We start from the raw sequence: 14,900 nt of genomic DNA, 5'->3' as shown, positions 1-14,900 counted from the left end.
CTTACTCTTTCTGAACATGAAAATACCCCCATATAGGACTTTTATATTTCATTGTCCTATATGAGGGTAGCATATCACCGCATAAATACGGGCTATTTTTTTATTTTATTTTCATTAGGGCTATTCATTTTTGGAAGTTAAGGAAATAGAAAATAATTCTTGTGCATGTATCTCCACAGCGATATAATAAAAGAAAAACTTGGAGTGATCATAATGAAAAAAACATTATACCATGGTTCACAAAATATCATCACAATACCGCAATATGGAAAAGGTGCAAGAAATAATGATTATGGAAAAGGATTTTACTGTACGGAAGAGATAGAACTTGCCAGAGAATGGGCGTGTGCAAAGCAGACAAATGGATATGTTAATTGTTATGAATTAGAATTATCTGAGTTGAACATATTAAATTTGAACAGTTCAGAGTACAATATTCTGAACTGGCTGGCATTACTTGCAGATAACCGGACATACTGGCAGAGGGGAAGTATTGCAGAAGAGGCAAAAAAATACTTGAAAGATAATTTTTTGCCGGATATTTCAGAATATGATGTAATCATAGGATACCGGGCGGATGATTCATATTTTACTTTTGCACAGGATTTTGTTGCAGGTGTTATATCGATGCAAAAGCTTGCAGAAGCCATGAGGCTTGGTAAGCTGGGAGAACAGATTGTGCTCAAAAGTCCAAAAGCATTTGAACAGATAAAATATCTGGGGCATGAACTGGTGGATGCTGAAATATATTATGCAAGAAAAAAAGAACGGGAAAGAGAAGCAAGAAAAGAATATCGGCTCCGGCGCAGTCAGAAAGCAGATATTCGGGAACTATTTATTCTGGATATCATGAGGGAGGAAATGAAAAATGATGATCCACGCTTATTCTGAAGATTATCTGGTATCAGCACAGAGAATATTGGGAGATATGCTTGATTATGCAGTTAATACGTATGCATTTGATCCGGATTCATTTTATCAGATGTTTCTTGTGTCGGATGTTTCTTCACAATTTCAGAATGGCAATCCGACATACGTTGCCGGGAAGACCGGATGTGAGATTGTAAAAGAGATCATACATTCTGCAGGAATAGAGATGCAGGAATTAGAGGATGAAATGTATCTGGATAAGTCACCGGAATACTGGGCAGGCTGGGCACTGGCATATTATCAGTGGTATACAGGAAGAACGTTTATAAAGATATACAAAGTAGTGTCTGTACAGGAACTGTTAGATATGTATGATGTCTATCATGAAATGGATATTCAAAAGTTTGTCGATGAGATAAATGAACGATGGGAGGCCTTTTATACAGACACCAATCTGAAAAGAATAAGATTAATTTCCGGGTTATCTCAGAGAGAACTGGCAGAATTATCGAATGTACCACTCAGACAGATTCAGCTTTTCGAACAGAGACAACGGAATATCAACCATACCAGAGCTATCGATGTACTGAAACTTGCGAAAATTCTGGGATGCAAAAGTGAAGAATTACTGGAAATCTGATTCAGATATGAGAATGGAGATAATATAGAAATTACCAGAGGAAAATTCATGAGTAAAACTACAATTATAACCAACGTACAAACCCGGCTCTTTGAGCTGCAAGACTTAAAATACCGTGATTTTCACGCAAAACTAATGCCGACAGTCAACAAAGAAAAGATCATCGGCGTTCGGACACCGGCACTTCGTATATTTGCGAAGAATTATGGAAAGACAGAAGAAGCAAAAGAATATCTGCAGATATTGCCGCATCAGTACTATGAAGAAAATAACCTGCACGGACTTTTAATCGAACAGATCAAAGACTATGATATTTGTCTGAAGGAAATAGACCGTTTCCTTCCATATATCGATAACTGGGCGACCTGCGATATGCTTGCGGTCAAGGTAGTGAAGAAACATCTGGACACCTTCATAGATGAAATATACCGGTGGATGGAATCTGACTATACATATACCATCCGGTTCGGTGTTAATATGCTGATGCAGTATTATCTGGAAGATGCATTTCGAATGGAATATCCGGAAAAAGTAGCACAGATCCGTTCGAAAGAATATTATGTAAATATGATGCGTGCATGGTATTTTGCGACGGCGCTTGCAAAGCAGTATGATAAGATTCTCCCGTTTATCGAAAAGCAAAAATTAGATGTCTGGACGCATAATAAGACGATCCAGAAAGCTATCGAAAGTTACCGGATCACGCCAGAGCAGAAAGAATATCTAAGAGGGTTAAAGATTAAAAAATGAAATCCATATCCATTTATACGATCACAAGGAATCAGAATATCGAACAGCTGCAAAAACTGGAACGTCAGTTATCCGGAAGAGACTATTTTCTGAAAATGCGGGAATGGGAACTGGAAAGTATGAAAGCACTGACAGCCGAATTGGAAACCTGTATGGAGGATGTATATGCACTTCGTTTCTTTTATTCGTTTCAGATTCCGAGACTGGGAAAAGAATTTGATCTTCTTCAGATCAAAGAAGACCAGATTGTAAATATTGAGTTAAAAAGTGGTGTGGTATCAGATGAGGCTATCTGCAGACAGCTTCTGCAGAATCGATATTATCTGTCGGTGCTTGGAAGAACGATTCATTCGTATACTTATATCAGCAGCCAGAATCGTCTGGTAAGACTGACGAATCATGATCATATCGCAGAGGCAGACTGGGACGAATTATGCAGAGCTTTGAAAAGAGAAAGTCCGGATTATGACGGGAATATCGAAGAACTGTTCCGCGCAGAACTCTATCTGATCTCACCGCTCAGAGAGCCGGAACGCTTTTTACAGAAAGAATATTTTCTAACGGCACAGCAAAGAGATATCGAACGACAGATCCTGAAAGGAATCCGAGCAAAACATTCCGACTATTACTGGTTCAGCGGACTTCCGGGGACGGGAAAGACATTGCTTCTGTATGATCTTGCGATGAAGCTGTCGGTACGTCAGAGAGTCTGCATGATTCATTGCGGAGAATCAGGAGAGGACTGGAGAATTTTACATAAACGTCTGCGCCGGATTGATTTTCTGTCGGATCGTCAGTTATCACTTCAGGCAGCAAAGCAGACGATGACAGAAAATGTGTGTGCGGAAGAAGCGTTTGATACATTCTTAAAGCCATACAGTGCTATTCTGGTGGATGAGGCACATCTGCTTTCTGTGGAGCAATTAAAGATATTAGAAGAATGTAAAAAGCAGATTCCGATAATCTTCTCCAGTGATACGGAAGACATGATCTCGCCTGAAGAACTGGATCGTGAAATATCGCAAAGACTTGCGAGCCTGCCGGATGTGCAGAGCTTTCATATGACGAACCGTATCCGTACAAATGCAGAACTTTCTTCCTTTATTCAGAACATGCTGGATCTGTCGCGGAGAAAAGGGCAGAAGGGCTATCCTAATATTGAAGTGGTGTATGCGAATGATGATACAGAAGCAGTATGTTTGATGCAAGGCTATGCGAGACGGGGATATCTCTATCAGAATCCGGCAATGCGGGATGTGAACTGCCTGGTAGCCGTACTGGATGAACAGTATTATTATGATGAGGACGGTTATCTCCGTGCGGGAAAGATTAGTGAAGCTTCTTATGAAATAACCCGTATAACAACGAGTGAAGGCAGAAAATCAAATGTGAGACTTCTTTTTCATCAGCTGAATCAGGCAAAAGAAAAACTGGCGATTGTGATCAAGGATAATCCGGAAGTGTATGATACGATTTTGGATATATTATAGATGCGTAAAAACAGATAAAGAACTGTTTTTACGCATTTTTCTGTATCAGTCATTTCCAGATATTTTCAGAAAGAAAATTTGCCCGGTTCCGAAATGCGTGGTACAATATTCCTTAGGTAAAATATTGAATCAGAGAGGTTTTTACAATGGAAGAAAAGAATTACAGTAAAGTACCGGTATTCGAAAATGGACTTGCACAGCCTGTTTTCAAATTCACAGACGGAAAGACAGGAGAAAAATACGATCCTGCGACATCAAGTATCGTAAGATACTGTGTATATGTGGAATCTGACTATGACATGGATGGAGACGGAAAGAGAGATCTCGTTAAAGCATTCATTCAGGTTCCAAGAAGTGCCGTAGAAGGCAATTATAAGGCGGCAACGTTATATGAGGCACGTCCGTATTGTGCCGGTGTACAGGCAGACGGATACGATCATATGAAAGAAGTGGAAAGCAAAGAATACCGCAAAATTGATTTTGCAGATCTTGACAAAGAAGTGCCTGCACGTATCCCGGAAGGAATGATCAGTGCCATGGATCTTGCATTAAAGGCAGATCCGGCAGACTGGTATTATCCGGATAAAGGGAACAATAACAGCATGGTATATGAAAATCTGGATAACTTCAATTATTATCTGGTGCGCGGCTTTGCAGTGGTTGTAAGTGCCGGATTCGGAGCGCTTGGCTCAGATGGATTCAACTATGTCGGTTCAGAGTATGAAAGAGATGCATTCAAATCTGTTGTAGAATGGCTGCATGGCGACAGAGTGGCTTACGCAGACCGTGAAGGAAAGATCGAGACGAAGGCAGACTGGGCGAATGGGAATGTTGCCATGACCGGAAGATCTTATGCCGGAACCATGCCGTTTGCAGTTGCAACCACAGGCGTAGAAGGCCTGAAAACAATTGTTCCGGTTGCAGGTATCGCAGACTGGTATACACAGCAGAATATGCAGGGTGCACAGCGCTACTGGCCGAAAGAGATGCTGAACAGTTTCCTGGCATATTTCTGTTCCAGCCGTTATAACGATGAGACATTATCTGAGAAACAGTTGGATGATATTGCAGCATTCCATCATGAATTAAGTCTTCAGCAGTTAAAATGCGGATTCGACTATGATCCGGAATTTTGGGGAGCCGGAAACTACCGTCTGCATGCAGACCAGATCAAGTGCAGTGCGCTGATCGTACATGGATTCAATGATGAAAATGTATCTACAAAACAGTTCGAAATGATGCATACCGCATTCGAACAGGCAGGACAGACAGTGAAACTGATCCTTCATCAGGGTCCACATATCACACCGACCATGGCGAATAAGAATTACGGAATCCTGATCGATGGAAAATTCTATGATGATATCGTAAATGAATGGATATCCCATTATCTGTACGGAGTAGAAAATGGTGCCGAAAAGATGCCGGAAGTACTTGCGCAGACAAACTATGACCAGAAAAAATGGGAAACAGAAAGTGCATGGGAAACAGAGTATACCATGAAGCTTACTTCAAAAGAAGAGAGTAAGACAGTGATTGATACAGACTGGGAAAAAGCTGGTGTCAGTGCAGAAAACTTCGATGATGTGATGGCACAGAAGTCTACGAATATGGCACAGCGCTATGTGACAGATCCATTTGAAGAGGCAGTGACTGTACAGGGAACGGTATGCCTGAACTTAAAGGCAGCATTAAAAGACGGAAATATCGAAACAGATTTCGATCCGGAAAACAGAAACGATGTGGATACATTGACCATGCAGCTTGGTAATTCCAAAGTATCCGGTAAAATGGATGATGTAGAGATTGCAGTGCTTCTCTGTGATGTATGTGACGAAGAATTCGACAGTATCCAGACCGTAGATCCGGAAAGAAATATCGTTCCGGTAACAACGGTGAAAGAAGGCGGAATCATTAATGGCGGAGATCTTCCGGCATTTGATGAGGCAGAATTCAATACTGTACATAAAAAATACCGCGTGATCACACGTGCATTTGCAGATCTGTGTAATCCGGAAGCAGGTTATGCGCCGGAGACAGCACAAAACAGTATCGAGCTTAAAAAAGGCGAATATCACGATTACAGCGTATATCTCAATGCGACAAGATATACTGTAGAGCCGGGACACAGACTTGCAATAGTTGTTGCGACAGAAGATCCGGTGAACTGCCTGATCCATAAGACATATTCGGTAGAGATTGATGACAACTCTGTGATGGTGGAAGTTCCGGTGACAAAAGCGAGTGAGGACATGGGACTGAATAAAGCGGAATAGATAGAATATCTATCGGAAATGAGAAAAGTACGAGCTGCTGGTTGAAAATATTAGAAGTAAATGATTGAAAAAATAAGAACTGCTGTTTTAGGAGTAAAGTCTTAAAATAGCAGTTCTTTTGTGTTGCCATGTGTTCGTAAGGAGCAGCTTGGCTGCCAAAACATCTGTAAGGAGCTTTGCCAGTGGTAAGTTTTCTGTATCAGCAGACGTTTTTTCAAGAATTCATGGCCACAAATCCCGGAATTCATGGCCAGTTATAACAATATTTGTAACTATCGTGGTACAATGAATGCAATAATTATGTGAATAAATACGGAGAAAATATAAATGTTTCAGATAGCAATGATAGAAGATGAAGAACATACAAGACAGGAAGTGGAAAGACTTATTAGCCGGGAGTTCGAGAAACTTAAGGTGCAGGATATAACTACCGAAATATATAAAACAGCCGAAGAATTTCTGGAAGTTAAGAAGCACTACGATGTAGTTATCTCAGATATTGATCTTCCGGGGAAAAGCGGGATCGATTTGGGAAGAATTTTAAAGGCAGAACAAAAAGATATCTGCCTGGTATTCCTGACATCGTATGCCGAATTTGCAGTGGATAGTTATGTCCTCGAGGCATATCAGTATATTTTGAAAAGAGATATGAAAGAGCGTTTGCCGGCAGTATTACAGAAAATTTATCAGGAAAAGCAAAAAGAGAGCCAGAATTTCTTCTGGATCGGTGGGGTGACGGACCAGAGAAAATTATATCATAAAGACATTATCTGTATCCGCAAGGTCAAAGGGCAGAAGTATGTTGAATTTGTAATGGTAAATGGCGCATACAAAGAACGTCTGGCACTGCATCAGATTTTTGAAGATTTGAAAAGCCCGGCTTTTATATTTGCCGGAAGAAGTTATATTATCAATATCGATCATGTGGATCGGATCACGACGGCTGCCATCTATCTGGAAGACGGGATTAAGATTCAGGCAGGGGCAGAGACTATTCAGGATGTGAAGACACAGATCATGGAATACTGGAGAAATGTAGAATGAAAGAATGGACGAGAAAGCGAAAAGCAGATGTTTGTATGGGGATTCTGCTGCAAATATATTTCTTCTTTCCATGGATCCGTATAGACGGAGGGTATCACACGATTCACGTGTATCTGATCGAGATATTCCGGAAAGAAAGCTGCATCAAGGCATATAATTATATTTTCTTATCTGGGCATCCAATCTTATGGAAATATTCCGGTTTTGCGGCAGTGACATTTACCATGATCATAGCATTTATGATTGTGATGCAGATGATCGAACTATGGCAATTGTACAGACATATGAAAGGGATCAAAACGTTTGATATACACAGGTATGTCTGGGTTCTTGCCATCGTTCTTTTTTTCTTATATCTTGATGCTTCATACATCTATCTGGATGACAGTGCGCTGTTCAAGCTTAGAATCTATATGTATATGGTGATATTCATAGGTATTATTGGAATCTGGATGTTTCTGGATATTGAGGCGGCTGCATGGGATACGGAGACGGCAAAGCATAAGACAGAACTGAAAGAGCGGGACGAACAGTTGCTGCAGGTAAAAGTGAAAGCGCTGGAAGAAAAATATCAGGAAATGTTAAAGAGCCGGAAGGTTGTACATGATATGAAAAATCACCTGCTTGCATTGAAAAAATACGATCAGGAGAGAGACTGGGAAGGACTGCACCAGTATCTGAATGAATTAAGTGATGATATGCTGGATGACAGCTATCAGATCTGGACGGGTAACCGCATGCTGGATATGATCCTCAATCAAAAGACGAAAGATGCAAAAGAGAAAGAGACGGATATGCAGATTGAGACAGAAGTATTTGCAACCCTTCCGTTTTCAGACAGGGAGATTATTTCACTTTTTGGAAACGTTCTAGATAATGCGCTGGAAGCCTGTGAACGGATCCAAGATAAAAAGCGCTGGATAAAAATTAAGATAAAAAAGAAGAATCATTTATTATATATTGAGACCTCAAATGCAATTAAAGAAATGCCGGTGCAGAATCAGAAAGGATTTGTATCAGTAAAAGAAGATGAGATACTTCATGGATATGGAATGAAGAACATACAGGATATTGTCAGAAAATATGACGGCATATTCCGATATAAAATTTACGGAGAGTATCTGGTCTGTATCATCTCGATATATGATATAAGAGGGGCGGAAGAGGAATGAGAATGGAAGAGAAAAAGAGACGGATGAATATTATTCTGGGGATCATACTTCAGATATATTTTCTGTTTCCGTGGATGAATATAACGGGAGAACGGAAGAATTTTATTATGTATGTAATTGCTGTGTTGAGAAATCACAGTTGTGCAGATACATATAACACGACGTTTTTAGACGGAGCAGCAGATGCATTACCACTGGATATTCATACACTGGCAAAAACATTCACGGTATGTGTTATGCTGTATGTCGTTCTTGAAGTAATCGAAACAATACGGCTTATCTGTAACATCAAGGGATGGGAAATAAAATTTTTATCTATCATAGAACTTATCGGATTATTTGCAATGCTGTCGGTAGTGGCCGAGATTGGACTTAACAGTTCATGGAGCAGTGCGGGTACGATACAGGTGTTCCCGATGTATCTACTTGGGTATCTGGCAGTATTTCCGATATGGACGGGGATACGGTTACTGATGCATAAATCCATGGAAGAATGGGAAGAATCCGGTGAACAGATCCTGAAAACTCAGGAAAATGATAAGCATTATAAACAGGAACGGAAAAGAAGATTATATTTTCCAGGGAAATATTCGAAGCTTTATTACCATGTGCTGTGGGAGAATTTTAAATATCACTGGAGAGATTTTTCTTTTTTATTTGTATCGGTTCTGTTATCGGCAGCATTTCTGTTCATTGGATTTGGAATGAGAGAGGCATTTTCCGGAAGCTATGGATATGATAATGAATTACTAGGGCTTGGGCTGACTGAGATTATGAAGGACTGCCTGATCGTGATCGTACTGATATCATTGTTTTTGATTACGGTTGTCATGGTATTCTACCGGAAAAAACGGATGGCGGATGATGGGATTTTCCGGACACTTGGCATGCGGAGCAATGCCGTGTTCTGGTCCTGGATCGGAGAATTACTTGCCGGATTTGCGGTGGCACTGGTGACGGCATTTGTGATTGGAAGAGCCATTTTGTTTGGCATATATGCCGCTGTTATACAGCATTTTCCTAAAATCGATATGAAATCAGAGGTATCGTGGAAGGTGTATCTGATCACGGCAATCGTGATAGCTGTTATCTGTTTGTTTGCTTTTGGTATCTCTGGGGATATCCATGCAGGAGAACGTTCCGCCGATGCCAGAAATGCAGCGGTGAAAAGTGAGAAGATTCCGGGAATATACAGAAAAGCAGGGGCGTTGATCAGCGGGCTGCTGGGAGTAATCGTCCTGTATCTGTATACACAGAGAAGATTTTCAGAGAGTATCTTTCTTTTGTGTGGGTTCTTCCTGTGTTTGTATGTTTTTCTGTATAATATAGGTGCCATGATCCTGCGTAAAAAAGAAACGTCTATGGATCAATACCTGCGAACCATTCCGGAAGAACATATGATACGACACAGATACCAGACAACTGTAAAGTATCTGACACTTATGATCGTGATACATGTATGTGTGATGTCCTTTTTCTCGGTAAAAATTGTATCTAACAGAATCGCAGATAAGACGGATACGCTGTACCCATACGACTATGTATGGCTTGCGAATAGTAATGATACAGGGATTATCGAAAAGCTTAAGCAAGAATGCAAAGCAGAAGTGACCAGTATTCCGATGGTCCGGGCAACAACGATTGATAATACAGAACGTCTGGAAGGACCATTTGATCTTGTCTGGCAGCAAGGCCAGAATATCGGTATATCAGAGAGCAGTTATCGAAAGTTAAAGAAGGCAGTCGGAGAAAAACCGAAAAAGCATCTGAATCTTGACAAGAACGGAAAGAAAATTTATGTCGTGTATCAGCAAGATCAGGGAACAAAGGCGAAACCAATTGATCACTATCAGTTGATGATACATCCGAATCTGCATATCGGACAGCCATTGTTTGGCTTTGATACAATGGAGCACCAGACTTATTATCCGGTACGGACGATTACAGGCTCCGAGACTTCGAGTCTGATCGGCGCATTCAAACAGGGAAAATACGAGAATCTTATTGTATTCGCTGATGCATATTTTGACAAAATAAAAGACTATTGGAAAACGACAGACATGAATACGGGAGAAAAAATAAAAACGTCGGATGCGGTATTGGAAGAAAATATCCATGAATGGCCGACGAAACTTGTCCTTGCAAATGTACCGGAAAAATACCAGAAAAAAGCAGATCAGTTGACAATAGATTTTGCAAAGCAACATGCATATGATGAGTCATTTGATTCGCTTGTAAAAAGTACATATACGAAGACAGAAGCAGCGAAAAAGCGGCAGATGGAGCGAATCCTTGAATGTGTGATGAATGGATTTGTGCTTATTATTTTATCTGTGATCAGTATGCTCCTACTTCATATGAAGGTTCAGATGGAACTGCCGGATATGCGGAAACGGTATCAGTTCATGAACCGTCTGGGAATGAATCGCAGGGAACGGATCTGCATCGAGAAAAAGGAAATCAGCCGGTTTGTGACGATCCCATCTGTTATTGCCGTTATAGTTACGGTACTGTATTCTGGAATTGTATTTGAACTCAGGGATTATCATCTGAATGATGTGAAGAATTATGTGATAAATGCAGGTGTACTCTGGATTATATATTTCATATTACAGTGGCTGAATCTGAAGTGGCTGGAAGATATGATTGTGAAAAAGATTGAAAAGGGAGCAGATTTGTAATGAATGAAAAATTAGAAAAGAATGAAAATAAAAAAACGACAGACGTATTAAGAGCAGAGAATCTGGTCCGTGATTATGTGCAGTATGGAGAAGATGGTGAAAAGAAGAAAGAAATCCACGTCCTGAAGGGATTAAATTTTTCTATCCAGAGACAGGAGTTTGTCGGAATTATGGGAAGATCCGGATGTGGAAAGACGACACTTTTGAAACTATTGGGTATGATAGACCGTCAGACCGGAGGAAAGCTGTTCTTTGAAGAACATGATACGGAAGATTTGTGGAAGGATGAATTTGCGGACATACGACGGAGAAAGATCGGATTCGTGTTCCAGGACTTCTATTTGATGGACAGTCTGTCCGTCAGGGAAAATATCATGCTTCCGAAGATCCTGGATAAGAAGAGTGCGAAAGAGTGTATGGAAGAATCGCAGAAATATGCAGAACAGTTCGGAATTACACATCTGATGAACAAGAAGCCGTATGAATTATCCGGAGGTGAAAAGCAGCGAGTGGCGATATCCAGAGCATTGATCAACAATCCGGATCTGATACTTGCGGATGAGCCGACCGGAAACCTCGATTCTAAGTCCGGTGATGTGGTAATCCATACACTGAGTCATATCAATCGGGAACTTGGCAAGACAATTGTTATGGTAACCCATGATCCGAAGATGGCAAGTTATTGCAGCAGGCTGATTCTTCTGAAAGATGGAATGATTCTGGAAGATATGAGAAATGGCGTGGATCAGGAAGCGTTTTATCAGGAGATTCTTGGGAAGATGAAGGAGTTGTAGAAAGTTCACAAAAAATCAGTATTTCTAGAAATTGCATTGAAAATAAAAATCAGGCATGTTATTCTAGCGGCACGCAGATAAATTCTAGCATCTGCAACGTATCTATATTTATCAATTCATTTACTTCAAGCCCAGATATTCGGGCATTAATCAAAAATGAAAACCACAGAAAACAGATAAATACATGCCTGATAAAGAAAGTTGTTCATATATACTGGTATATATATATAAAATGTATGCTATGATATTCATAAAAATAAGCAGTTTTTCTTTTAAAGGAGTTATATCTGTATAAGAAAGGAGAGCTGTTTATGAACAAATGAAAATCATTAAAAGAATTAAAAGAATTAAACTTGCTGGACAAATTTCTATTCGATGAAGCAATGGATGACCCTGAAAATGTAAAGACGATGTTAGACATCATATTAAGTAAAAAGACGAATCTGAAGCATCCACCGCAGACAGAGAAGGAACAGAGAACGTCTACGGATAATCGGCAGATCCGGTTAGATGTCTATGCTATGGATGAAGACGATGTGATATACGAAGTGGAGGCGCAGAAAGAAAATACGCATAATCTTCTGAAAAGAAGTCGTTTGTATCAGGGAATCATCGACAGTAAACTGCTGCCGCCAGGTGGTATCCCAAGAACTGATAGAACTTTTGAAATATATGGAACACAGTACAGATGAAGTGTCAGAACAGTGCAAAAGTGAACGGATTCAAAAGATGCGTAGACGAGTTTGTCGGATTAAAGCAAGTGAAAAAACAGAGGTGAAGTATATGCAGGCATGGGAAGAAATATTGCTGGAAAGACAAAAAGAGAATTGCTCAGAAAAATGAATCATAAGATGTCCATTGAGAAAATTGCAGATGTATTGGATATGGATGTTTCAGAGGTGAAACATATCATTGAGGAACAATATGATACAGAAGATTAAATCGGAAAATAATCGCAACGGGAGAGACCATCTGACATTATTCAGATGGCCTCTCCTGCCATTTTTTAATGCTTATACTGTTCCGGTAATTGTCAGAGTGCTAAATCCCGGATTAGAACTCCATTCACCGGTAGTCTCGTTGACGGTAAATGTTGCTGCAGGAACAGTAACTTTTCCGGAACCGGTAGCAAAAGTACCGGTAGTTTTATCATAAGTGTAGTCTTCACCTTCTGTCCATGTGCTTCCGTTAAAGGTGACAGTCAGATTAGAAAGTATTGGATTAAACGTATCGGTAACGATTACGGCCGTGGCTTCATTTGCAGGAACGTTTCCTTCATTCTGAATCAGGAACGTGTAGGTCAGGCTTCCGTTTTCAGTAACAGGTACCGGACTGATAGATTTTGTGATACCTAAGAGCGGCAAGGCTTCTGCATTTACCGTTTCCTTAGCGGTGATAGAAGTAATGCCGTCTCCACTTGCAGTAACCGTGTTGGTAATGAATGATTCATTGGTGAGAGGAGCGTATTGATTTACAGCTGTTTCATAGACCAGTGTCAGATTACCATTTGCAGGAACAGTTAATCCAGAGAAGACAAGCGGAGGACCTGCGGTTACAGCAGGTACAGCCTGTAACGTTCCGTTTGTATAGTATTTTACCGTGTTATCCAGATACGTTAACGGTGTCAGTGAAGTAGTAGAAAATGCATACGCACCAAGGTCATCTGTGAGTGTAAGTCCTGTAATAGGAGTGGTACCGGAGTTAACAATACTTATAATATAGGTGACAGTACCTCCCGGATGATAGGTATTTTTTACTGCAGTTTTCGAGATTGACAATACTTCGAGAATCTCACCGACGGCAATATTTGAATTAGTAACAGAATTTCCGTAACGGAGTTGTGCCTGGTTTGTAAATTGAGCCATATTTTTAACCTTCCTTTCATATATGTGTCTACAATATAATATATGTCTGTGGAGTAAAATTGCCCGGGGATAATTTGTAGAAGATTTACAAAAATTGAGCATTTCTAAAATATATATTGAAAGCATGAATAGAGCATGTTATCCTATCAACACGCAGATGAATTCTAATATCTGCAACGCATCTATATTTACCAATTCATTTATTTCAAGCCCAAACAATCGGGTAAGAATCCAAGATGAAAATCATAAAAAACAGATAAATACATGTCTGATAAAAGAAGATAACGGTATATACTGGTATATATATAAATTCTGTGTTATCATATGCATAAAGCTAAACAGTTCTTCTTTGCAGGTATTATATCTGTACAAGAGAGGAGAACTGCTTATGAACCAAAGAAAATCATTAAAAGAATTAAACTTGCTGGATAAATTTCTGTTCGATGAAGCGATGGATGATCCGGAAAATGTAAAGACGATGTTGGATATCATACTGAGTCAGAATACGAATCTAAAACATCCGCCACAGACCGAAAAAGAGCAGAGAACGTCTATAGATAATCGGCAGATCCGGCTGGATGTCTATGCGATAGATGAAGATGATGTGATATATGAAGTAGAGGCACAAAAAGAGAATACACATAATCTTCCGAAAAGAAGTCGACTCTATCAGGGAATCATCGACAGTAAGCTGCTGCCACCAGGAGTTGCTGACTTTAACTTACTGAACGAAGTACTGATTGTGCTGATCACACCATTTGATTTATTTGGATATGGTTTATATCGTTACACGTTTCAGATGAGATGTGAGGAAGTCCCCGAACTAAAGCTGGATGATGGAGCAACGAGGATATTTCTGAATACCAGGGGCAAACATCCCGAGCTGGTGTCACCAGAATTGATAGAATTGTTGAAGTATATGGAACGTAGTACGGATGAAGTGTCAGGGAAGTGTAAAAGTAAGCGGATCCAAGAGATGCATAGACGAGTTTGTCAGATCAAAGCAAGTGAAAAGACAGAGGTGAAGTATATGCAGACATGGGAAGAACAGATAATGATAAAGCAGGAGGGAATTACTGAGGGAAGAATAGAAGGCGAGAAAATTAGACGATTAAGAGGAAAAAGCGAACTCTTAGAAAAATTGTCTGATAAATTTTCGATTGAGCAAATTTCAGAAATGTTAGAGATCGATATTTCAGAATTAAAGAATATTATGAAAGAGATACAGAACGAAAAGTATCTGTAAGAAATTGTTAGTGGCAGGTTCTGTGGGTAGCAGCTTTATACTAATGCATGGTCATATTATAAGAACGGTCAG

The 14,900-nt window shown here is 40.0% G+C and carries 13 protein-coding genes; 12 read left to right on the top strand and 1 reads right to left on the bottom strand.

Features of this window, described 5'->3' with window-relative positions:
• The first annotated feature begins 213 nt into the window (after positions 1 to 213).
• The 11 genes from GT508_RS03940 (at position 214) to GT508_RS14595 (ending at position 12,658) form a co-directional block, all read left to right on the top strand.
• Positions 214 to 891: a DUF3990 domain-containing protein gene (locus GT508_RS03940; protein WP_139009532.1), complete on the top strand. Its 678-nt coding sequence runs from the start codon at positions 214 to 216 to the stop codon at positions 889 to 891.
• Positions 869 to 1,510, top strand: a complete 642-nt coding sequence (locus GT508_RS03935) for a helix-turn-helix domain-containing protein (protein WP_139009533.1) — start codon at positions 869 to 871, stop codon at positions 1,508 to 1,510. Before GT508_RS03940 ends, GT508_RS03935 begins: the two co-directional genes overlap by 23 nt.
• A gap of 48 nt (positions 1,511 to 1,558) precedes the next feature.
• Complete coding sequence (locus GT508_RS03930) at positions 1,559 to 2,260, top strand: DNA alkylation repair protein (protein ID WP_161143607.1); 702 nt, start codon at positions 1,559 to 1,561, stop codon at positions 2,258 to 2,260.
• A complete protein-coding gene (locus tag GT508_RS03925) occupies positions 2,257 to 3,750 on the top strand; it encodes an ATP-binding protein (protein WP_161143606.1) in 1,494 nt (497 codons plus the stop codon). Before GT508_RS03930 ends, GT508_RS03925 begins: the two co-directional genes overlap by 4 nt.
• 146 nt (positions 3,751 to 3,896) lie before the next feature.
• Complete coding sequence (locus GT508_RS03920) at positions 3,897 to 6,026, top strand: CocE/NonD family hydrolase (RefSeq protein ID WP_161143605.1); 2,130 nt, start codon at positions 3,897 to 3,899, stop codon at positions 6,024 to 6,026.
• A gap of 327 nt (positions 6,027 to 6,353) precedes the next feature.
• Positions 6,354 to 7,070, top strand: a complete 717-nt coding sequence (locus GT508_RS03915; RefSeq protein ID WP_055181819.1) for a LytR/AlgR family response regulator transcription factor — start codon at positions 6,354 to 6,356, stop codon at positions 7,068 to 7,070.
• Entirely contained in the window at positions 7,067 to 8,242 is a 1,176-nt protein-coding gene (locus tag GT508_RS03910) for a sensor histidine kinase (protein ID WP_055181818.1), read from the top strand. Before GT508_RS03915 ends, GT508_RS03910 begins: the two co-directional genes overlap by 4 nt.
• 2 nt (positions 8,243 to 8,244) lie before the next feature.
• On the top strand, positions 8,245 to 10,923 hold the full coding sequence (locus GT508_RS03905; protein ID WP_161143604.1) for an FtsX-like permease family protein: 2,679 nt from the start codon (positions 8,245 to 8,247) through the stop codon (positions 10,921 to 10,923).
• Entirely contained in the window at positions 10,923 to 11,717 is a 795-nt protein-coding gene (locus tag GT508_RS03900) for an ABC transporter ATP-binding protein (protein WP_161143603.1), read from the top strand. The genes GT508_RS03905 and GT508_RS03900 overlap by 1 nt, the downstream gene beginning before the upstream one ends.
• Positions 11,718 to 12,070: 353 nt before the next feature.
• Entirely contained in the window at positions 12,071 to 12,409 is a 339-nt protein-coding gene (locus tag GT508_RS03895) for a hypothetical protein (RefSeq protein ID WP_161143602.1), read from the top strand.
• Between the two features lie 99 nt (positions 12,410 to 12,508).
• On the top strand, positions 12,509 to 12,658 hold the full coding sequence (locus GT508_RS14595) for a hypothetical protein (RefSeq protein ID WP_243144065.1): 150 nt from the start codon (positions 12,509 to 12,511) through the stop codon (positions 12,656 to 12,658).
• Between the two features lie 72 nt (positions 12,659 to 12,730).
• Here the strand turns inward: GT508_RS14595 and GT508_RS03885 are convergent, their stop codons facing one another.
• Positions 12,731 to 13,582, bottom strand: a complete 852-nt coding sequence (locus tag GT508_RS03885) for a DUF11 domain-containing protein (RefSeq protein WP_161143601.1) — start codon at positions 13,580 to 13,582, stop codon at positions 12,731 to 12,733.
• A 388-nt stretch (positions 13,583 to 13,970) separates the two neighbouring features.
• On the opposite strand from GT508_RS03885, the gene GT508_RS03880 reads away from it, so the two are divergent.
• The gene (locus GT508_RS03880; protein WP_243144064.1) at positions 13,971 to 14,828 is read left to right on the top strand and encodes an Rpn family recombination-promoting nuclease/putative transposase; all 858 of its coding nucleotides are present in this window, start codon (positions 13,971 to 13,973) and stop codon (positions 14,826 to 14,828) included.
• Positions 14,829 to 14,900: the final 72 nt, after the last annotated feature.

The organism is Dorea sp. BIOML-A1, assembly GCF_009875615.1.
Lineage (GTDB): Bacteria > Bacillota > Clostridia > Lachnospirales > Lachnospiraceae > Dorea_A > Dorea_A amylophila.
Note: the sequence above shows the minus strand (reverse complement) of the source record. Positions and strands in the feature narration are given on the sequence as shown.

What these genes read in the sequence shown, in the direction of transcription:
- GT508_RS03940 (WP_139009532.1), top strand. Translation starts at nt 214, where the DNA reads ATGAAAAAAACATTATACCATGGTTCACAAAATATCATCACAATACCG.
- GT508_RS03935 (WP_139009533.1), top strand. Translation starts at nt 869, where the DNA reads ATGATGATCCACGCTTATTCTGAAGATTATCTGGTATCAGCACAGAGA.
- GT508_RS03930 (WP_161143607.1), top strand. Translation starts at nt 1,559, where the DNA reads ATGAGTAAAACTACAATTATAACCAACGTACAAACCCGGCTCTTTGAG.
- GT508_RS03925 (WP_161143606.1), top strand. Translation starts at nt 2,257, where the DNA reads ATGAAATCCATATCCATTTATACGATCACAAGGAATCAGAATATCGAA.
- GT508_RS03920 (WP_161143605.1), top strand. Translation starts at nt 3,897, where the DNA reads ATGGAAGAAAAGAATTACAGTAAAGTACCGGTATTCGAAAATGGACTT.
- GT508_RS03915 (WP_055181819.1), top strand. Translation starts at nt 6,354, where the DNA reads ATGTTTCAGATAGCAATGATAGAAGATGAAGAACATACAAGACAGGAA.
- GT508_RS03910 (WP_055181818.1), top strand. Translation starts at nt 7,067, where the DNA reads ATGAAAGAATGGACGAGAAAGCGAAAAGCAGATGTTTGTATGGGGATT.
- GT508_RS03905 (WP_161143604.1), top strand. Translation starts at nt 8,245, where the DNA reads ATGGAAGAGAAAAAGAGACGGATGAATATTATTCTGGGGATCATACTT.
- GT508_RS03900 (WP_161143603.1), top strand. Translation starts at nt 10,923, where the DNA reads ATGAATGAAAAATTAGAAAAGAATGAAAATAAAAAAACGACAGACGTA.
- GT508_RS14595 (WP_243144065.1), top strand. Translation starts at nt 12,509, where the DNA reads ATGGGAAGAAATATTGCTGGAAAGACAAAAAGAGAATTGCTCAGAAAA.
- GT508_RS03885 (WP_161143601.1), bottom strand. Translation starts at nt 13,582, where the DNA reads ATGGCTCAATTTACAAACCAGGCACAACTCCGTTACGGAAATTCTGTT.
- GT508_RS03880 (WP_243144064.1), top strand. Translation starts at nt 13,971, where the DNA reads ATGAACCAAAGAAAATCATTAAAAGAATTAAACTTGCTGGATAAATTT.